This window comes from Sphingomonas flavalba (assembly GCF_004796535.1).
In the GTDB taxonomy this organism is placed as follows: domain Bacteria; phylum Pseudomonadota; class Alphaproteobacteria; order Sphingomonadales; family Sphingomonadaceae; genus Sphingomonas_L; species Sphingomonas_L flavalba.
This window is the reverse complement of record NZ_SPHY01000002.1, coordinates 19,986-38,062: the sequence shown is the minus strand read 5'-3', so window position 1 is coordinate 38,062 and position 18,077 is coordinate 19,986. Positions and strand designations below refer to the sequence as shown.

Sequence of the window (18,077 nt, the reverse complement as noted above, 5' to 3'; positions counted from 1 at the left end):
GGCCGGCGGCGCGTTGCGGCGGGCCGGCGATTGCGAGGGACACCCATCCCTGCTAGCGCACCGCTCGACCGGGTTCCGATCGGAATCCGCGACGATTTGCGAACAACTCAGGAATTTGGGCGATGATCCCGCGCTATTCCCGCCCCAACATGGTGGCGGTCTGGACACCCGAAACCCGCTTCCGCATCTGGTTCGAGATCGAGGCGCATGCGCTCGATGCGATGGCCGAACTCGGCATCGTGCCCAAGGAGGCGGCGAAGGCCGTCTGGGAACGCGGCGCGTTCGAGGTCGATCGGATCGATGAAATCGAAGCGGTGACCAAGCACGACGTCATCGCCTTCCTGACCAATGTCGCCGAGCATGTCGGCGATGAGGCGCGCTTCCTGCACCAGGGCATGACCAGTTCCGATGTGCTCGACACCTGCCTTGCGGTGCAGTTGGCGCGGGCGGCCGACCTGCTGATCGCCGACGTCGACGCGCTGCTCGCGGTGCTGAAGCGCCGGGCGATCGAACATAAGCTGACCCCGACGATCGGGCGCAGCCACGGTATCCATGCCGAGCCGGTGACCTTCGGGCTGAAAATGGCCGAGGCCTATGCCGAATTTTCGCGCGGGCGGGCGCGGCTGATCGCGGCGCGGGCCGAGGTCGCGACCTGCGCGATTTCGGGTGCGGTTGGCACCTTCGCCAATGTCGACCCCCGGGTCGAAGCGCATGTCGCGGCGAAGCTGGGGTTGGTGCCTGAACCGGTGTCGACGCAGGTGATCCCGCGCGACCGGCACGCGATGTTCTTCGCGACGCTGGGCGTCATCGCCTCGTCGATCGAGCGGCTGGCGGTCGAGATCCGCCATTTGCAGCGCACCGAGGTGCTGGAGGCGGAGGAATATTTCTCGCCGGGACAGAAAGGCTCGTCGGCGATGCCGCACAAGCGCAACCCGGTGCTGACCGAGAACCTGACCGGGCTGGCGCGGATGGTGCGCGGCTATGTCACCCCGGCGCTGGAGAATGTCGCGCTGTGGCACGAGCGCGACATCAGCCATTCGTCGGTCGAACGCTATATCGGGCCGGACGCGACGATTACCCTCGACTTCGCGCTGGCGCGGCTGACTGGGGTGATGGACAAGCTGCTGGTCTACCCGGAGCGGATGCAGAAGAATCTCGACCGGATGGGCGGGCTTGTCCATTCGCAGCGGGTGCTGCTGGCGCTGACCCAGGCCGGGTTGAGCCGCGAAGCCGCCTATGCCCTGGTCCAGCGCAACGCAATGAAGGTGTGGGAGTCCGACGGCGCGCTGTCGCTGCTCGAACTGCTGAAGGCGGACCCGGAGGTGACGCTGTCCGACGCCGAGCTCGAGCGAAGTTTCGATCTGGGTTATCACCTGAAACACGTCGACACGATTTTCGAACGGGTGTTCGGCGCCGCCTGAGTGCAAAAACTGCAACTGACATAGCTTATTTTAAAGTTGCTTTTTTGAGCAATAATGTTATCTCTACTCGGAGACATGACAAGACGCTCTGCAAGGAGGTAATCATGCGCTACGTCGAGAACATGCTGAGTCTGGTGGTGGTCGTGGCCACCCAAGCCCTGGTCGTCGGAACGGTTGTCGCCCTCTGACGCGAAACGACCCCTCCCCGGGCAGCCGGCGAGGGGTTTTTCGTGTGCGGGGTCCAAGATGGCGGTGAATTGCCGCGCCGCTTTGCAGCTCGCGATGACGGTGGCTGCCGGAGGCGACGCCGAACCCGCTCTCCGTCCGGCATCCCCCTTCCCTTAAAGATCCAGCATCGCCTTCAGCTTGGTGAAGAAGCCCTGGCTGGCCGGGCATTCCTCGCCGGTCTCGGTGGCGCGGAATTCTTCCAGAAGTTCCTTTTGCCGGGCGTTCAGCCGGGTCGGCGTCTCGACCTCGATCTGGACGACGAGGTCGCCGCGCCCCCGCCCCTGCAGCACCGGCATGCCGGCGCCGCGCTGGCGGATCTGCTTGCCAGACTGGATACCGGCGGGAATGCGGATCTCGTGCGGCTGCTTGTCGAGGCCGGGCACGGTGATGCAGCCGCCGAGCGCGGCGGTGGTGAAGCTGATCGGCGCGCGCGCGAACAGGGTCGTCCCCTCACGTTCGAACAGCGCGTGGCGGGCGACGTGCAGGAAGATGTAGAGGTCGCCGCATGGCCCACCGCGCGCGCCGCATTCACCCTCACCCGACAAGCGGATGCGGGTGCCGTCGTCGACGCCGGGCGGGATGTCGACGTCGAGAGCGCGGGCCTTGTCCACCCGCCCCTCGCCCCGGCATTGCGGACAGGGATCGGCGATGACCTGGCCGGCGCCGTCGCAGGACGGGCACGGCCGCTCGATGACGAACGGCCCCTGCTGGGCGCGGACCTTGCCGATACCGCCACAGGTGGTGCAGGCGCGCGCCGCGGTGCCGGGCCGCGCGCCCGATCCGTCGCAGCCGTCGCACGGCGCCGACACGTCGATCGACACCTGCGTGTGCTTGCCGTGGAACGCCTCCTCGAGGGTGATTTCGAGGTCGTAGCGCAGGTCGGCGCCGCGCCGGGGCCCGCTCTGCTGCCGCCCGCGCCCGCCGCCCATGAATTCGCCGAAGATATTCTCGAAGATGTCCGAGAAGCCTTCGAAGCCGTGCATGCCGGCGCCGCCCTGGCCGAAGCCGCCATTCTGGAACGCCGCCTTACCGTAGCGGTCGTAAGCGGCGCGCTTCTCCGGGTCCTTCAGGCAGTCATAGGCCTCGTTGATCGCCTTGAACTTCGCCTCGGCATCGGCCCGACCGCCGTTGCGGTCGGGGTGATACTGCATCGCCAGCTTGCGATAGGCGGATTTGATCGTGCCGCCATCGGCGGTGCGTTCGACCTGCAACAGTTCGTAGTAATCGGCGTCGGTGCTCATCATGCCCCCGTATGTACCCGCGTGTGCGCGCCGGCGCGTCTCTTTGTGGTGCGTCCCTCGACTGCGCTCGGGATGGACGGATGTGGACGGGGATAGAGTTCAGGCTGGTGCGGTATTGCCTCGACCACCCTCGGGATGGACGGTTGGGAGACCCGCAAGCCTTCACCGTTTGCCCGACCGCGACGCAGTTCCGACGAATAGCAAAGAGCCGTCCATCCCGAGCGTAGTCGAGGGACGCATGGGAGGGGCAGCCGGGGCCCATCCGCTCGCCACGAGCGGGGTCGATGGGCGGTGGTGAGGATTGGCGGAGCGCAGCGCGCCGTGCGTCCCTCGACTACGCTCGGGATGGACGGACGTGGGGTAGGATCGAGTTCGGGCTGGTGCGGCATTGCCTCGATCGCGCGCGGGATGGACGGGCTTTTGGGGGGTGTGTGGAGGGTGCGCAGGTGGGGCGCGGTGGGCTGACCGGCGCGGACGCGCGGCCCGTCGCGCCTGCCTTGGGCGCGGTCGGGGGTGTCCGGGCGGGGGGGAGCAGGCATTGGCGGCCTGCTCCCGCGTCCGTCCGGGGCGTGCGAGGTCGGGGCCCGCGTCACCGTCAGCCTTTGTTGTTGTCGTCGACTTCCGAGAATTCGGCGTCGACGACGTCGTCGTCGGCCTTGGCCGGCTCTTCGGCTTCCGCGCCACCCGGCGAGGCCTGCGCCGCCTGCTCCTTTTCGTAGATCGCCTGGCCGAGCTTCATCGCGACCTGGGCGAGGGCCTGGGCCTTTTCGCTCATCGCCGCGCTATCGCCCCCCTCGACCGCGGTCTTGGCCTCGGCGATCGCCGCCTCGATTTCCGCCTTAAGCGCCTCGTCGACCTTGTCGCCATGCTCGGCGAGCTGGCGCTCGGTGGTGTGGATCAGGCTTTCGGCGTTGTTCTTCGCCTCAGCCGCCTCGCGCCGCTTCTTGTCCTCCTCGGCGAAGCGCTCGGCATCCTTGACCATCTGATCGATGTCGGAATCGCTGAGGCCGCCCGACGCCTGGATCTTGATCTGCTGTTCCTTGCCGGTGCCCTTGTCGCGCGCCGAAACGTTGACGATGCCATTGGCGTCGATGTCGAACGTCACCTCGATCTGCGGCACGCCGCGCGGCGCCGGCGGGATGCCGACGAGGTCGAACTGGCCGAGCAGCTTGTTGTCGGCCGCCATCTCGCGCTCACCCTGGAACACGCGGATCGTCACCGCCTGCTGGTTGTCATCGGCGGTCGAGTAGGTCTGCGCCTTCTTGGTCGGGATCGTCGTGTTGCGGTCGATCATCCGGGTGAACACGCCACCCAGCGTCTCGATGCCCAGCGACAGCGGCGTCACGTCGAGCAGCAGCACGTCCTTGACGTCGCCCTGCAGCACGCCGGCCTGAATGGCGGCGCCCATCGCGACGACTTCATCCGGGTTGACGCCGGTGTGCGGTTCCTTGCCGAAGAACTGCTTCACCACCTCGCGCACGCGCGGCATGCGGGTCATGCCGCCGACGAGGACGACCTCCGCGATGCCGCTGGCCTGCAGGCCGGCGTCGGCGAGCGCCTTCTTCGACGGTTCGAGCGTGCGCTTGATCAACTCTTCCACCAGCCGCTCCAGATCGGCGCGGGTGATCGTCTTGACCAGGTGCTTCGGCCCGGTGGCGTCGGCGGTGATGAACGGCAGGTTGACCTCTGTCGTCTGGGCCGAGGACAGTTCGATCTTCGCCTTTTCGGCCGCTTCCTTCAGCCGCTGCAGCGCCAGCTTGTCCTGCGTCAGGTCGATGCCTTCCGCCTTCTTGAACTCGTCGGCGAGATACTGGACAACCTTGGTGTCAAAATCCTCGCCGCCGAGGAAGGTGTCGCCGTTGGTCGCCTTCACCTCGAACACGCCGTCGCCGATCTCGAGGATCGAGATGTCGAAGGTGCCGCCGCCGAGGTCGTAGACCGCGATGGTCTTGCCGTCCTGCTTCTCAAGCCCGTAGGCGAGCGCCGCCGCCGTCGGTTCGTTGATGATCCGCAGCACCTCCAGCCCGGCGATCTGGCCGGCGTCCTTGGTCGCCTGCCGCTGGGCATCGTTGAAATAGGCGGGAACGGTGATGACCGCCTGGGTGACGGTTTCGCCGAGATAGGACTCGGCGGTTTCCTTCATCTTCTGGAGGATGAAGGCGCTGATCTGCGACGGCGAATAGTCGGCGCCGCCGGCCTTGACCCACGCGTCGCCATTGGCGCCCTTGACGATGTTGTAGGGCACCAGTTCCGTATCCCGCTTGGTCACCGGATCGTCGAAGCGACGGCCGATCAGCCGCTTGACCGCGAATACGGTGTTGTCCGGGTTGGTCACCGCCTGGCGCTTCGCCGGCTGGCCGATCAGCCGCTCGCCGTCCTTGGCGAAGGCGACGATCGACGGCGTCGTGCGCGCGCCTTCCGAATTCTCGATGACCTTCGGCTTGCCGCCCTCCATCACCGAGACGCAGCTGTTGGTGGTGCCAAGATCGATACCGATCACTTTTGCCATTATCGTCCTCATGCCCCTGCAAGTACAAAACCTCCCGACCCATAGGGCCGGGGTTACCGGGGCGATATAGGGGGGCTTTCGCTTGTCGCAAGTCGCCGCGCGGCGTAGACTTGCGCGCTCCTGTGGCAAGCGGAGTGGTTGCGATGGCCCGAGCGTTGTTCCTTCTTCCCCTGCTGGCGATCACGGCGAGCTGCCAGAAGGCGCCGGAGTTGTACGTCGACAATGCCAGCGTCCAGCTCTCGCCGGTGGCGGGCAACCCGTCCGCCGCCTATTTCACCGTCCACGGCAGCGACGAGGCGACCGACCTGATCCAGGTGTCCAGCCCGATGGCGATCCGCGTCGAAATGCACGAGAGCAGGAACGATAACGGCGTGATGCGGATGAACACGGTGACCGCCGTGCCGGTGCCGGCTGGCAGCAAGGTGGAGTTCGCGCCCGGCGGGCTGCACGTGATGCTGTGGAACATCAACCCGGCGATCACCCCCGGCAAGACGCTGCCGCTGGTCTTCGCGTTCGGCAACGGCACCCGCATCCAGGTCGACACGCCGGTGCACGCGATGGGCGCCGCCGCGCATTAAGGGTTTGTCCGCTTCAGGCGGAAGCGGCGCTTAACCAGGATAAATTCTAGTGGACGGACGGGCACTGACCGGCGGCGAGCGGGCGCTGGCCGCCGCGATCTTCGGCGACGCGATCGCCTACGATCGCGTGCGGGTGTACCGCCGCAAATGGTGGCCGCTCCAGCCGCGCCGTGTGACGATGGCGCCCGACGGGCACCTTTGGTTCCACCCGGACGGCGACGCCTATTGCCTGGATTTCAGCGCCGCGCCCACCGCCCTGCAGGGCCATTTCATCCACGAGATGACCCATGTCTGGCAGGCGCAGCGCGGCGGCCGGTGGTGGCTGCCGCTGATGCGCCACCCGTTCTGCCGTTACCGCTACACGCTGGTGCCGGGGAAGCCGTTCGTCCGCTACGGCATCGAGCAGCAGGCGGAGATCGTCCGCCATGCCTTCCTGGCGCGCGGTAGCGATTGCCCGGAAGCGCGGTGCCTGCCCTTCGGGGCCGGCTAGGGTTCGTCCGCTTCAGACGGAAGCGGTACCAGCCCGCTCCCCCACCCGGCCTCCCATATGATACTGCCGTTGGGAGGCCGGGTGGGGGAGCGGGCTGGTACCGCTTGAACAGGACAAGCCCTAGCCCGCCGGCTTGTCCACAGCCTTGGCGACGCCGACCAGCGCGGGGCGGAGCAGGCGGTCCTTGATCATGTAGCCGACCTGCATTTCCTGGACGATGGTGCCCGGCTCCGCCTCCGCGTTCGGGATTTCGACCATCGCCTGGTGGCGGTTGGGGTCGAGCGGCTGGCCGAGCGCGACGACGCGGGTGATGCCGTTGCGCTCGAACACGGTGCCAAGCTCGCGCTCGGTCGCCTCGATGCCGGTGATCAGGCCTTTCAGCCGCTCGTCGTCGTGCAGCTCGGCCGGGATCGCGGCGAGCGCGCGGGCGAGATTGTCGGCGACCGACAGGATGTCGCGGGCAAAGCCAGTGGCGGCATAGGTGCGCGCGTCGACCACCTCGCGTTCCAACCGGCGGCGCGTGTTCTGGGTTTCCGCCTGAGCGTAAAGCACCGCCGCCTGCGCTTCGGCCAGCTCGGCCTGGAGCGCGGCGAGACGGTCTTGCCCGGCACTGTCGGGCGCCGCGGGCGCGGTGTCCTCGGCGGTGGGGGTTTCGATCTTCTCGTCTTCGTTCATGCCATCAGCCTCGACAGGGTTTGTGCGGTGAAGTCAACCATGGGAACGATGCGCGCATAGTTCAATCGCGTCGGGCCGATCACGCCGACGACACCGACCACCCGCCCGTCCCCGCCGCGATAGGGGGCGGCGATGACCGACGAGCCGGACAGCGCGAACAGCTTGTTCTCCGACCCGATGAAAATGCGCGTGGCGCTGGCGTCTCGCGCCAGATCGAGCAGGCGGGCGATCTCCTCCTTGCCCTCCAGCTCGTCGAGCAACTGGCGGACGCGTTCGAGATGCGCGGTAGCATCGTCGTCGAGCAGCCGCGCCTGGCCGCGCACAATCAGGACGGGGCGGGCGCCGTCGCGCGACCAGACGGCGAGGCCGCGCGCGATCAGTTCCCCCGCGGCGCGGTCGATCGCGGCACGACCGGCGGAAATCTCCGCCGTCATACGCTCCTGCGCCTCGCCCAGGGTCAGGCCGGCGAGGCGTTCGCTGACATAGTTGCCGATCTCGATCAGCAGCGAGGGGGTGACGCCGGAGGGCAGATCGACGACGCGGTTCTCGACCGATCCGTCCTGCCCGACCAGCACCGCCATCGCCTGCCGCCTGGACAGCGGCACGAAGCCGAGCTGGCGCAGCACCGGCTCCTGCTTCGGCACCAGCACGATGCCGGCGCAGGCAGACAGGCCGGAGAGCGTGGCGGTGACCGAGGATATCGCCTCCTCGATCGGGCCGGCATTGGCCGAGCGGCGCTCGATCTCCGCCCGCTCCTCCGCCGAGGGTTCCGCCACCTGCATCATGCCGTCGACGAACAGGCGCAGGCCGATCTCGGTCGGGATTCGCCCGGCGGAGACGTGCGGCGCGGCGAGCAGCCCGGCTTCCTCCAGATCCTGCATGACGTTGCGGATCGAGGCGGAGGACAGGTTGAGCGACGCGAGCCGCGACAGCGTGCGCGAGCCGACCGGGGCGCCGTTGTCGATGTAATTCTCGACCACCAGCCGGAACACGGCGCGGGCGCGTTCCGACATCTCGAGGATGCTCTGCGAACTCATGGCGCCAATCTAGGGAGTGTTGTGCCGCAGTTGAAGCGTCGCCGGGCGGCGGATCAACGGATGCGGCGGGCGATCAGGATCAGCACCAGCCCGAGCGCGCCGAGCGCCGAGCCAGCGGTGACCCAGAACGGTTCGCCCAGCATCGACGAGGCCGGCCAGCGAATGACCTCCGTCCCCTGCCCCAGCCACCAGAAGCCGACCAGCGCGGCGACGACGCCGATGATGATGAGTGCCCTGCGCATGCCGCTGCTTTGAGCATGCGGCGGCGCGAGTGGCAAGAGCAAGAGGGGGTGGCATGGCGCGGCGGCTGGGGCTACAGCCCGGGCCGAACCACCTGCCACCAGCAACAAGGACATATCATGCGCCCTTCCGGCCGCGCGCCAGACCAGATGCGAGCCATCACCATCACGCCGAATTTTACCCGCCACGCCGAAGGATCGGTGCTGATCGGGTTCGGCGATACCAAGGTGCTGGTCACCGCCTCCGTCGAGGAGCGGCTGCCGCCGTGGCTGCGCGGCAAGGGCGAAGGCTGGGTGACGGCGGAATACGGCATGCTGCCCCGCGCCACCCACACCCGCGGCAGCCGCGAGGCGGCGAAAGGCAAGCAATCCGGCCGTACGCAGGAAATTCAGCGGCTGATCGGCCGGTCGCTGCGCGCCGTTGTCGACCTGAAGAAGCTGGGCGAACGCCAGATCACCGTCGACTGCGACGTCATCCAGGCCGACGGCGGCACCCGCACCGCCTCGATCTCCGGCGCGTGGGTGGCGTTGCGCCTGGCGGTCGACGGGCTGATGCGGCAGGGCCTGCTGAGCGAGGACCCGATCGTCCAGAAAGTCGCGGCGATCAGTTGCGGTATCTATCAGGGAACCCCGGTGCTCGACCTGGATTATGCCGAAGACAGCAATGCCGGCGCCGACGCCAATTTCGTGCTGACCGGCGACGGCAACATCGCCGAGGCGCAGGCGACGGCCGAAGGCGCGCCCTATGACGAGGAGGCCCTGTTGCGCCTGTTGCGCCTTGCCCGGATCGGCTGCACCGAGATTTTCACCGCGCAGGACCGGGCGATCGCCGGATGAACTACCAGGCCAGCCGCAAGCTTGCCGCCGGGCGGCTGGTCGTCGCCAGCCACAATGCCGGCAAGGTCCGCGAGATCGCCGCGCTGCTCGGCCCGGCGGGGATCGAGCCGGTATCGGCGGCGACGCTGGGCCTGCCCGAGCCGGAGGAAACCGGCACCAGCTTCATCGCCAATGCCGAGTTGAAGGCGCGGCTGGCCGCCGACCTGTCCGGCCTGCCGGCGCTGGCCGACGACAGCGGCCTGTGCGTCGAGGCCCTTGGCGGCGATCCTGGTATCTTTTCCGCCCGTTGGGCGCAGCCGGGCTTCAAGGCTCCGCCGGCGCGCAGCGTCGACGGAAGCCCGGCGGAGGGAGGAGCGGAGAAGGATTTCGGCTATGCGATGCGGCTGGTCCACGAGCATCTCCTGGCGCTTGGCCCCGATACGCCGCGCGATGCGCATTTCGTCTGCGCGCTGTCGGTCGCCTGGCCGGACGGCCATGTCGAGAGCTTCGAAGGGCGGGTCGACGGCGTGCTGGTCTGGCCACCGCGCGGCGAACGCGGATTCGGCTATGACCCGTTCTTCCTGCCGAACGGCCATGCCGAGACGTTCGGCGAGATGGAGCCGGAGGCCAAGCACCGGATCAGCCACCGTGCCGCCGCCTTCGCCATGCTGAAGGCGGCGTTGCTCTGACCCCTTCCCCCGAACCGCTGGCGCTGTACATCCACTGGCCGTTCTGCGTCTCCAAATGCCCTTATTGCGATTTCAACAGCCATGTCCGCGCGACGATCGACGAAGCGGCATGGCAACAGGCGCTGCTCGCCGACCTGGCGCATGAGGCGGCGCTGGTGCCGGGGCGGCCCCTGACCTCGATCTTCTTCGGCGGCGGCACGCCGTCGCTGATGCCGCCAGCCACCGTCGCGGCGCTGATCGCGGCGGCGGAGCGGCACTGGGGCTTCGCCGACGGCATCGAGATCACGCTGGAGGCCAACCCGTCCTCGGTCGAGGCGGCGCGCTTCGCCGATCTGGCGGCGGCCGGGGTCAACCGCGTCTCGCTCGGCCTGCAGGCGCTGGACGATGCGGTGCTGGCCTTCCTTGGCCGCGCCCACGGCGTCGACGAGGGGCTGCGGGCGCTGGAGACGGCGCAGGCTGCGTTCGACAGGGTCAGCTTCGACCTGATCTATGCCCGGCCGGAACAGAGCGCGGTGGCGTGGGAGACCGAACTGGCGCGGGCGATCGGCTTTGGCACCGGCCATCTGTCGCTCTACCAGTTGACGATCGAGCCGGGCACCCGCTTCGCGACGCTGGTCGCGAACGGCGCGCTGCGCCCGGTCGACCCCGACCATGGTGCGACGCTGTTCGAACTGACCCGGGCGATGACCGCCGCCGCCGGCCTTGCCGCCTACGAAGTGTCGAACCATGCCCGGCCCGGCGAGGCGAGCCGGCACAACCTGTCCTACTGGCGCTACGACGATTATCTGGGCGTCGGCCCCGGCGCGCACGGCCGGCGGCTGGCGCAGGCGAGCGAGCGCCATCGCAAGCCGGAGAATTTCCTGAGCGCGGTCGCCCGCAACGGCCACGGCATCGTCCGCGAGGACGCGCTGAGCCCGGCGGCGCGGGCGAGCGAGGCGCTGCTGATGGGCCTGCGGCTGAGCGAGGGGGTCGACCTGGCGCATATCGCCCGGCGCACCGGGTGCGACCGGCTGGTCGACCGGGCGGCGGTCGAGCGGCTGGCCGGGCACGAACTGGTGACGCTGACCGGCGACCGGCTGACGGTCAGCGACGCGGGGATGCTGCTGCTCGACTCGATCCTGGCGGAAATCGTCGTCGCGGGGGTGTAGACGGCGGCCCCCGCCCTTATTCGCCGAAGCGAGCCGGGGCGGGCGAGGCGACGGTGAAGCCGCCGCCGCCGATCTGCTTTACTTCCAGCGCGCGTTCGGCAACGCCGTCGCGGCCGAAGCGGAAAGCACCGTCGATGCCGGCGAAACCGCCGCTGTCGGTCAGCCGCTGGACCGGGAAGGCGGTGCCGACGCGCCAGTCCTGCGCGATGCGGGTGGCGAGCAGCACCCCGTCATAGCCAAGGCTGGCGATGCGATAGGGCGCGGCGGCGTATCGGCCGCGATACTTGCCGGCTAGCTGGTTGTAGAGGCCGTCCGACACGCTGGCGAACCAGGCGCCGGCCATCGCCGGGCTGGCGCCGAGATTGGTTTCGGTGTTCCACAATTCGGTGCCGAGGATGCGCGCGTCCGCCCCGCCTTCCTTGCGAACCAGTGGCGCCGCCTGCAGCGCGATGCGGCCGCTGTCGGCGATCAGCACCGCGTCGTAGCCATTCTTCGGCAGCTTGCCGATCGCCGCGGCCAGCGATGTGCGGCTGCGGTCGAAATTCTGCATGGCGACGACCTGCCCGCCGGCCGATTCGACCGAGCGGATCATCGCCGTCGCCGCGCGCTGGCCATAAGTGCCGGCCGGCATCAGCCCGGCGAAGCGGGCGACGCCGCGCGAACGGGCATAGCGGACCACCCGGTCGATCGACTGGACCGGGTTGTAGCCCATGATGAAGGTGCCGCGCCCGGCGACGCTGACATCGTTGGAAAAGCTGATCAGCGGCACATTGGCGCGCTGGGCGAGCGGGGCGACGGCGCGGACGTCGTCGGCGAGCAGCGGGCCGAGGATCAGCTTGTTGCCGTCGGCGAGCGCGCGCTGCGCGGCGGCGGCGGCGCCGGGCGCGGTGTCATAGACGGTGACGCGGATGCGCTGGCCGCCGGTATCGAGCACGGCGAGGTTCGCGGCGTTGGCAATCGACTGGCCGACCGCCGCGACCGAACCCGTGGTCGGCACCAGCACGGCGATGCGATGGCGTTCGGTATCGGTCGGCAACTGGTTGTCGACCGGGCCGGGCTGCGTGGTCGGCGGCGGCGGCGCCGGCGGCTGGCCGCGCGGCACGACCGTGGAGCAGCCGGCGATAAGAAGCGCCATTGCCAGGCCCGCCAGCCGCGCCAACCCCCAAGGACGCGGTTGCGGCGCCGCATATGCCTCTGCCATGACGATTCCCTTATGAACGAAACTCTGGAACCCGGCCTCTACATCGTCGCGACGCCGATCGGCAACTTGTCCGATCTGTCTCCGCGCGCCGGACAGGTGCTGGCGGCGGCCAACCTGATTGCGGTCGAGGACAGCCGGGTGACCGCCAAGCTGCTCCACCATCTGGGCATCAAACGGCCGATGCTGCCCTATCACGACCATAATGCCGACCGGATGCGGCCGGAGCTGATCGCGCGGATGGCGACGCAGGCGGTGGCGCTGGTCTCCGACGCGGGCACGCCGCTGATCTCCGACCCCGGCTTCAAGCTGGTGCGCGATGCGCGGGCGGCGGGGGTTACGGTCACCACCCTGCCCGGCCCCTGTGCGGCGATCGCGGCGCTGACCCTGGCCGGGCTGCCGACCGACCGATTCCTGTTCCTGGGCTTCCTGCCCGCCAAGGCGGCGGCGCGGGCGCAGGCGATCGCCGAGGTGGCGACGGTTCGCGCGACGCTGGTGCTGTACGAATCGGGGCCGCGTCTGGGCGACTGCCTTGCCGCGCTGGCCGCTGGGCTGGGCGGGCGCGAGGCGGCGGTGGCGCGCGAGATCAGCAAGCGGTTCGAGGAATGTGTGACCGGTACGCTGGCCGATCTGGCCGCGCGCTATGCCGAGGCACCGCCGAAGGGCGAGATCGTGGTGGTGGTGGCGCCGCCGGGCGCGGCGCCCGCCCCCGACGCCGGCGCGATCGACGCGGCGCTGGCCGAGGCGCTGACCCGCCTGCCCCCGGCCAAGGCGGCGGGCGAAGTGGCGAAGGCGACCGGCGCCGACCGCAAGGCGCTCTATGCGCGGGCGATGGCGCTGAAAGGCGGCGGATGACCGCGCAGGCGCGACGGACGGCGGAGCGCCATGGCCGGCGCGGCGAGACGGTCGCCGCCTGGTGGCTGCGCCTGCACGGCTGGCGGATCGTCGACCGGCGGGTGCGCACGGCGGTGGGCGAGATAGACCTTGTCGCACGGCGCGGGCGCACCGTCGCCTTCGTCGAGGTCAAGCACCGGACGCGCGCCGCGGCGCTCGACCATGCGATCGACCGGCAGCGGCTGAAGCGGGTCGCAGCGGCGGCGGCGCTGCTCGCGTTCCGCTATGCCGCGGGCGCCGACACGATCCGCATCGACGTGATCCTCGTCGCGCCGGGCCGCCTGCCCCGCCACATCGCCAATGCCTGGCATGGGTGACAAGGCCGCCGCCAGCCCGTAGAGCGCGGCCGACAAGGAGTGCCCCGCCAATGTCCCTTACCGTCGCGGTCCAGATGGACCCGCTGGAGACGATCAAGATCGCCGGCGATTCGAGCTTTGCCCTGATGCTGTCGGCGCAGGCGCGCGGGCACCGGCTGTTCCATTACGCGGCGGAGGACCTGAGCTACGCCGACGGCCGGGTATGGGCCAAGGCGCGGCCGGTGACCGTCAAGCGGGTGGCGGGCGACCATTTCACCGCCGGCGACCCGGTGGCGCTCGACCTGGGCAGCGAGGCGGACGTGGTGCTGATGCGCCAGGACCCGCCGTTCGACCTGGGCTATATCACCGCCACCCACTTGCTGGAGCGGATTGCCGACCGGACGCTGGTGGTCAACGACCCGGCGTCCGTCCGCAACGCACCGGAGAAGATTCTGGTGCTCGATTATGCGCGGTTCATGCCGCCGACGCTGGTCACCCGCAGCCTGGACGAAGCGCGGAAGTTCCTCGACCAGCACGGCGAGATCGTCGTCAAGCCGCTGCACGGCAACGGCGGTAAGGCGATATTCAAGATCGGGCGCGGCGACGCCAACCTGTCGTCGCTGATCGAGGTATTCAACACCGCCTATCGCGAGCCGCACATGCTGCAGGCGTTCATTCCCGACGTGGTATCGGGCGACAAGCGGATCATCCTGGTCGACGGCGTCGTCGCCGGCGGCATCAACCGCATTCCGGGCGAAGGCGAGATCCGGTCCAACCTGGCGGTCGGCGGGCGTGCGGCGCCGACGACGCTGACCGAGACCGAGCTGGAAATCTGCGCCGCGCTGGGGCCTGAACTGAAGCGGCGCGGGCTGGTGTTCGTCGGCATCGACGTGATCGGCGGCAAATGGCTGACCGAGATCAACGTCACCTCACCGACCGGCTTTGTCGGCATGGATGCGTTCAACGGGACCGATACCGGCGCGATGATCTGGGACGCGATCGAAGCGCGGCTGGCGGCACGATGACCGACTGGGTGATCCGCCTGATCGAGGACGCCGGCTATCTGGGCGTCGCGCTGCTGATGTTCCTGGAAACGGTGTTCCCGCCGATCCCGTCAGAAGTCATCATGTCGGTCGCCGGGGTTGGCGCGGCGCGCGGCTATATGAGCCTTTGGGGGGTGATCGTCAGCGGCACGATCGGCGCGATGGCGGGCAATTACGCCTGGTACCTGCTGGCGCGGGCGATCGGCATCGCCCGGTTCCGCCCGCTGATCGACCGGTTCGGCCGCTGGCTGACCATCGACTGGCGCGAGATCGAGCGCGGCGAGGCGCTGTTCGAACGCTATGGCGCGCCGCTGATCCTGTTCGGACGGATGCTGCCGACGGTGCGCTCGCTGATCTCGATCCCGGCCGGGCTGCTCGGCATGAAGACGGCGCCGTTCCTGCTGTGGTCGACGATCGGCACCGCCGGCTGGACGGCGATGCTGGCGGTGGCGGGTTATATGCTGGGCAAGCGGTTCGCCGATGTCGAACTGGTGCTCGGCCCGCTGTCGAGCGCGGTGATCCTGGCGGTTCTGGCGGTGTATGTGTGGCGGGTGCTGTTCTGGCGGCCTGAACGCTGAAATCAGGCGCGGGGGTGGGCGTTGCGGTAGACGTCGAGCAGGTGGGCGGCGTCTACGGCGGTGTAGATCTGGGTCGAGCTGAGACTGGCGTGGCCGAGCAGTTCCTGCAGCGCGCGCAAGTCGGCGCCACGGCCGAGCAGGTGGGTGGCGAAGCTGTGGCGCAGCGCGTGCGGCGTCGTGCGATCCGACAGGCCGAGTCGGCCCCGCGCCTTGCGGACGGCGCGGCGGACCAGCGCCGCCGACAGCGGCCCGCCGCGCGCGCCGCGGAACAGCGCGACATCCTTCTCCATCGGCCAGGGACAGGCGGCGACATAAGCCTCTATCGCCTCGCGCACCTGCGGCAGGATCGGCACGATCCGGGTCTTGTCGCGCTTGCCGGTGACCGCCATCGCCTCGCCGATCGGCAGCACCGCGCCGGTCAGCGCCATCGCCTCGCCGACGCGCAGACCGGCGCCGTACAGCAGCAGCAGCACCGCCCAGTCGCGGGTGCCGATCCACGGCTGATGCGCGTCTTCGGCCACTTCGTCGGCCAGCGCCAGCGCCTCATCCGGTGAAATCGGGCGCGGTACGCCGCGCTTGACCCTGGGGCCTTTCAGCCGTGGCGCCTCGACGCCGACGAAGGCGAGGAAGCCGCGCACCGCCGATAATTCCCGCGCCGCCGACGCGTTACCGATGCCGTCGTTCCGACGCCGGGCGAGGAAAGCGCGCAGGTCAGCCGTGCCGATCGTCTTGAGCAGGGCGCCGTCGACCGCCTGGCCGTGATGGCCGGCGAGGAAGGCGAGCAGCCGCTCGGCGGTGGCGACATAGGCGCGCACGGTGTGCGGCGAGCGCCGCCGGTCGCGGCGGAGATGGTCGCCCCAGCGGACGGCAAGTGGGTGCGGCAGGCTCACGCCGGCGAGTGTAGCCGCCTTTGCCGGCGGCGTGAATCCCGCTTGCTCTACGCGACCTGCGCCCAGCGACCGGCCGAGTCCTGCTTCCAGTAGCGGCGTTCGACGCCCTCGCGCTCGGCGAGCGCGCGCCAGGCGGCGCGGGCGGCCTCTATCCCGTCCTCGTCGAAGAAGTGGAAGGCGCGGTCGAACGTGGTCGCCTCGTCACGCCAGCGGCCATCGACGAGCGCGATGTTGCGGGCGGCGTTCAGCGGCACCGGCGCCTCGGCGATCAGCACCGGCTGGTCCGGCTCGCCACCGTCGCCGGCCGTGGCATGGGGCAGGAAGGCGTCGGCGCGGTAGGCCCAGAGATCCCGGTCGAGGGCATCGCGCTGGGCCGGATCGGCGCTGACCACCAGCAGCCGGCCGCCTTCCCCCAGCACGCGCTCGGCGATGCGGGGGAGGACGGCGCCGACCGGGCTGGTGGTCAGATGGTAGAAATCGACCTGCACGCCGGCGCTATTTCTCGAAATTGTCGGCGACGAAGCGGTCGAGCAGACGCACGCCGAAGCCGGTCGCGCCCTTGTCCCACACCGCGCCGGGCTTGTCCGCCCAGACCATGCCGGCGATGTCGAGATGCGCCCAGCGGACGCCGTCGTTGACGAAGCGCTGGAGGAACTGCGCGGCGGTGATCGACCCGGCATAGCGCGGGCCGACATTCTTCATGTCGGCGATCTGCGAATCGAGCAGCTTGTTGTAGGCGTCGCCAAGCGGGAAGCGCCACAATGGGTCGCCGGACGCCTTGCCGGCGGCGAGGAGTTGGTCGGCCAGCGAATCGTCGTTGGCGAACAGGCCGCCATGTTCGTGGCCGAGCGCGATGATCATCGCCCCGGTCAGCGTCGCCAAATCGACGATGGTGCGCGGCTTGTGCACTTTCTGCACCCAGGCGAGCGCGTCGGACAGGACCAGCCGTCCTTCCGCATCGGTGTTGATCACCTCGATCGTCTGGCCGGACATCGACGTCACGACGTCTCCCGGCCGCTGGGCGTTGCCGCCGGGCATGTTCTCGACCAGCCCGCAGACGCCGACGACGTGCGCCTTCGCTTTGCGCAGGGCCAGCGCCTTAATCGTGCCGACGACGGCGCCGGCGCCGCCCATGTCCCACTTCATGTCCTCCATGCCGGCGGCGGGCTTGATCGAGATGCCGCCGGTGTCGAAGGTCACGCCCTTGCCGACCAGCGCCAGCGGCGCGTCCTGCCCGCCACCGGTGCCGTCCCAGCGCAGCACGAGCAGGCGCGGCGGCCGCGCCGAGCCCTGCGCGACACCGAGCAGCGCGCCCATGCCGAGCTTGCACATCGCCGGTTCGTCCAGTACCGTGATCTCGACGCCCAGTTCCTTCAGCGGCAGGCAGCGTTCGACGAAGCTTTCCGGGTAGATGATGTTCGCCGGCTCCGTCACCAGCTCGCGGGTGAAGCCGACGCCCTGGGCGACCGCATCCGCCCGCGCCCAGGCCGCATCGCTGCCGTCCGGCGCGCCGACCAGCACCACCTCGGCCAGCGTCGCCTTGCTCTTCGGCTGCTGGCGGGTGCGGTGGATGTCGTAATGCCAGCCGCGCAGCACCGCGCCGGCGCCGAGCGCGGCCGCCGCTTCCGCCGTGGAATCGGTGCCGGACAGGTCGATCACCAGCTTTTCCGCCCCCGATTTCAACAGCCGGGCGGTGAGCGCGGCACCGGCCCGCTCGTGATCCACCGGGGCGCCGGCACCGACACCGACAAGCAGCACCCGGCACGGCGTGCCGTCGACACGCGCAAAGAATTCGGCGACGGTTCCCGCTTCTCCGTCGAAACGGGCACCGGCGACGGCGGCCGCCACCAGCTCCGCATCCTCCGCCGCCAGCCCGGCCACCTTGACCTTGCCGGCTCCCCCGCCCGTGACGAGCAAGGCGAGGGCATGGGCACCGGTGGGGCGGGCGGAGGCAAAAGAGAGGCGCATCGGAGAAGCTTCCTTCATGAAATTCGCTATAGATCGTGCGGGCCGGCTGGCCCGATAACGCCCTATCTAGGCCGGGATAGCGGGAAAATGAACCGTCCGTACCAAGAGATTGCGGCATTTCCGTTCCGGTGCGATAGGA

At 69.2% G+C, this 18,077-nt stretch carries 19 protein-coding genes; 10 read left to right on the top strand and 9 right to left on the bottom strand.

Going from position 1 to position 18,077, the window contains the following annotated elements; all coding sequences use genetic code 11:
- Positions 1-122 precede the first annotated feature (122 nt).
- Positions 123-1,421 (top strand): adenylosuccinate lyase, encoded by a 1,299-nt coding sequence (purB, locus tag E4A53_RS01960; protein WP_136161443.1) that lies wholly within the window; start codon positions 123-125, stop codon positions 1,419-1,421.
- 341 nt (positions 1,422-1,762) lie between these two features.
- Here the strand turns inward: purB and dnaJ are convergent, their stop codons facing one another.
- Positions 1,763-2,890, bottom strand: coding sequence for a molecular chaperone DnaJ (dnaJ, locus tag E4A53_RS01955; RefSeq protein WP_136161755.1), 1,128 nt, complete (start codon positions 2,888-2,890; stop codon positions 1,763-1,765).
- 595 nt (positions 2,891-3,485) lie between these two features.
- Complete coding sequence (gene dnaK / locus E4A53_RS01950) at positions 3,486-5,399, bottom strand: molecular chaperone DnaK (protein WP_136161442.1); 1,914 nt, start codon at positions 5,397-5,399, stop codon at positions 3,486-3,488.
- 155 nt (positions 5,400-5,554) lie between these two features.
- Between dnaK and E4A53_RS01945 the strand changes: the two genes are divergently transcribed.
- Together E4A53_RS01945 and E4A53_RS01940 are read left to right on the top strand one after the other, a co-directional pair.
- Complete coding sequence (locus E4A53_RS01945) at positions 5,555-5,977, top strand: copper chaperone PCu(A)C (protein WP_239018088.1); 423 nt, start codon at positions 5,555-5,557, stop codon at positions 5,975-5,977.
- Positions 5,978-6,026: 49 nt separating this feature from the next.
- A complete protein-coding gene (locus E4A53_RS01940) occupies positions 6,027-6,467 on the top strand; it encodes a vgr related protein (protein ID WP_136161440.1) in 441 nt (146 codons plus the stop codon).
- 120 nt (positions 6,468-6,587) lie between these two features.
- On the opposite strand, the gene grpE is transcribed toward E4A53_RS01940, so the two are convergent.
- The 3 genes from grpE to E4A53_RS01925 are packed head-to-tail and all read right to left on the bottom strand — an operon-like array spanning position 6,588 to position 8,421.
- On the bottom strand, positions 6,588-7,142 hold the full coding sequence (grpE, locus tag E4A53_RS01935) for a nucleotide exchange factor GrpE (protein ID WP_136161439.1): 555 nt from the start codon (positions 7,140-7,142) through the stop codon (positions 6,588-6,590).
- Positions 7,139-8,179: a heat-inducible transcriptional repressor HrcA gene (hrcA, locus tag E4A53_RS01930; protein WP_136161438.1), complete on the bottom strand. Its 1,041-nt coding sequence runs from the start codon at positions 8,177-8,179 to the stop codon at positions 7,139-7,141. The genes grpE and hrcA overlap by 4 nt, the downstream gene beginning before the upstream one ends.
- A gap of 53 nt (positions 8,180-8,232) precedes the next feature.
- Positions 8,233-8,421 carry a hypothetical protein gene (locus tag E4A53_RS01925; protein ID WP_136161437.1) on the bottom strand — a complete coding sequence of 63 codons (189 nt, stop codon included), beginning with the start codon at positions 8,419-8,421 and terminating at the stop codon, positions 8,233-8,235.
- A gap of 117 nt (positions 8,422-8,538) precedes the next feature.
- On the opposite strand from E4A53_RS01925, the gene rph reads away from it, so the two are divergent.
- The 3 genes from rph to hemW are packed head-to-tail and all read left to right on the top strand — an operon-like array spanning position 8,539 to position 11,071.
- The gene (rph, locus tag E4A53_RS01920) at positions 8,539-9,255 is read left to right on the top strand and encodes a ribonuclease PH (RefSeq protein WP_136161436.1); all 717 of its coding nucleotides are present in this window, start codon (positions 8,539-8,541) and stop codon (positions 9,253-9,255) included.
- Positions 9,252-9,923: an RdgB/HAM1 family non-canonical purine NTP pyrophosphatase gene (rdgB, locus tag E4A53_RS01915; RefSeq protein ID WP_136161435.1), complete on the top strand. Its 672-nt coding sequence runs from the start codon at positions 9,252-9,254 to the stop codon at positions 9,921-9,923. Before rph ends, rdgB begins: the two co-directional genes overlap by 4 nt.
- Positions 9,920-11,071: a radical SAM family heme chaperone HemW gene (hemW, locus tag E4A53_RS01910; protein ID WP_136161434.1), complete on the top strand. Its 1,152-nt coding sequence runs from the start codon at positions 9,920-9,922 to the stop codon at positions 11,069-11,071. Before rdgB ends, hemW begins: the two co-directional genes overlap by 4 nt.
- Positions 11,072-11,087: 16 nt before the next feature.
- On the opposite strand, the gene E4A53_RS01905 is transcribed toward hemW, so the two are convergent.
- Positions 11,088-12,272, bottom strand: a complete 1,185-nt coding sequence (locus tag E4A53_RS01905; RefSeq protein ID WP_136161433.1) for a penicillin-binding protein activator — start codon at positions 12,270-12,272, stop codon at positions 11,088-11,090.
- 12 nt (positions 12,273-12,284) lie between these two features.
- Here E4A53_RS01905 and rsmI point away from each other — a divergent pair, with 12 nt between their 5' ends.
- The 4 genes from rsmI to E4A53_RS01885 are packed head-to-tail and all read left to right on the top strand — an operon-like array spanning position 12,285 to position 15,080.
- The gene (gene rsmI / locus E4A53_RS01900; protein WP_136161432.1) at positions 12,285-13,124 is read left to right on the top strand and encodes a 16S rRNA (cytidine(1402)-2'-O)-methyltransferase; all 840 of its coding nucleotides are present in this window, start codon (positions 12,285-12,287) and stop codon (positions 13,122-13,124) included.
- A complete protein-coding gene (locus E4A53_RS01895) occupies positions 13,121-13,480 on the top strand; it encodes a YraN family protein (protein WP_136161431.1) in 360 nt (119 codons plus the stop codon). The genes rsmI and E4A53_RS01895 overlap by 4 nt, the downstream gene beginning before the upstream one ends.
- Before the next feature lie 50 nt (positions 13,481-13,530).
- A complete protein-coding gene (gene gshB / locus E4A53_RS01890; protein WP_136161430.1) occupies positions 13,531-14,484 on the top strand; it encodes a glutathione synthase in 954 nt (317 codons plus the stop codon).
- Complete coding sequence (locus tag E4A53_RS01885; protein WP_136161429.1) at positions 14,481-15,080, top strand: DedA family protein; 600 nt, start codon at positions 14,481-14,483, stop codon at positions 15,078-15,080. The genes gshB and E4A53_RS01885 overlap by 4 nt, the downstream gene beginning before the upstream one ends.
- Before the next feature lie 2 nt (positions 15,081-15,082).
- On the opposite strand, the gene E4A53_RS01880 is transcribed toward E4A53_RS01885, so the two are convergent.
- Genes E4A53_RS01880 through E4A53_RS01870 form a run of 3 tightly spaced genes read right to left on the bottom strand, consistent with a single transcriptional unit; the run spans position 15,083 to position 17,938 of the window.
- Positions 15,083-15,964 carry a tyrosine recombinase XerC gene (locus tag E4A53_RS01880; protein ID WP_136161754.1) on the bottom strand — a complete coding sequence of 294 codons (882 nt, stop codon included), beginning with the start codon at positions 15,962-15,964 and terminating at the stop codon, positions 15,083-15,085.
- A gap of 53 nt (positions 15,965-16,017) precedes the next feature.
- Positions 16,018-16,458 (bottom strand): DNA polymerase III subunit chi, encoded by a 441-nt coding sequence (locus E4A53_RS01875; RefSeq protein ID WP_136161428.1) that lies wholly within the window; start codon positions 16,456-16,458, stop codon positions 16,018-16,020.
- Between the two features lie 7 nt (positions 16,459-16,465).
- Positions 16,466-17,938 carry a leucyl aminopeptidase gene (locus E4A53_RS01870; protein WP_136161753.1) on the bottom strand — a complete coding sequence of 491 codons (1,473 nt, stop codon included), beginning with the start codon at positions 17,936-17,938 and terminating at the stop codon, positions 16,466-16,468.
- Between the last annotated feature and the right edge of the window lie 139 nt (positions 17,939-18,077).

What these genes read in the sequence shown, in the direction of transcription:
- grpE (WP_136161439.1), bottom strand. Translation starts at nt 7,142, where the DNA reads ATGAACGAAGACGAGAAGATCGAAACCCCCACCGCCGAGGACACCGCG.
- E4A53_RS01895 (WP_136161431.1), top strand. Translation starts at nt 13,121, where the DNA reads ATGACCGCGCAGGCGCGACGGACGGCGGAGCGCCATGGCCGGCGCGGC.
- E4A53_RS01870 (WP_136161753.1), bottom strand. Translation starts at nt 17,938, where the DNA reads ATGCGCCTCTCTTTTGCCTCCGCCCGCCCCACCGGTGCCCATGCCCTC.
- E4A53_RS01925 (WP_136161437.1), bottom strand. Translation starts at nt 8,421, where the DNA reads ATGCGCAGGGCACTCATCATCATCGGCGTCGTCGCCGCGCTGGTCGGC.
- rdgB (WP_136161435.1), top strand. Translation starts at nt 9,252, where the DNA reads ATGAACTACCAGGCCAGCCGCAAGCTTGCCGCCGGGCGGCTGGTCGTC.
- rph (WP_136161436.1), top strand. Translation starts at nt 8,539, where the DNA reads ATGCGCCCTTCCGGCCGCGCGCCAGACCAGATGCGAGCCATCACCATC.
- dnaK (WP_136161442.1), bottom strand. Translation starts at nt 5,399, where the DNA reads ATGGCAAAAGTGATCGGTATCGATCTTGGCACCACCAACAGCTGCGTC.
- purB (WP_136161443.1), top strand. Translation starts at nt 123, where the DNA reads ATGATCCCGCGCTATTCCCGCCCCAACATGGTGGCGGTCTGGACACCC.
- gshB (WP_136161430.1), top strand. Translation starts at nt 13,531, where the DNA reads ATGTCCCTTACCGTCGCGGTCCAGATGGACCCGCTGGAGACGATCAAG.
- E4A53_RS01905 (WP_136161433.1), bottom strand. Translation starts at nt 12,272, where the DNA reads ATGGCAGAGGCATATGCGGCGCCGCAACCGCGTCCTTGGGGGTTGGCG.
- hrcA (WP_136161438.1), bottom strand. Translation starts at nt 8,179, where the DNA reads ATGAGTTCGCAGAGCATCCTCGAGATGTCGGAACGCGCCCGCGCCGTG.
- dnaJ (WP_136161755.1), bottom strand. Translation starts at nt 2,890, where the DNA reads ATGAGCACCGACGCCGATTACTACGAACTGTTGCAGGTCGAACGCACC.
- E4A53_RS01885 (WP_136161429.1), top strand. Translation starts at nt 14,481, where the DNA reads ATGACCGACTGGGTGATCCGCCTGATCGAGGACGCCGGCTATCTGGGC.
- rsmI (WP_136161432.1), top strand. Translation starts at nt 12,285, where the DNA reads ATGAACGAAACTCTGGAACCCGGCCTCTACATCGTCGCGACGCCGATC.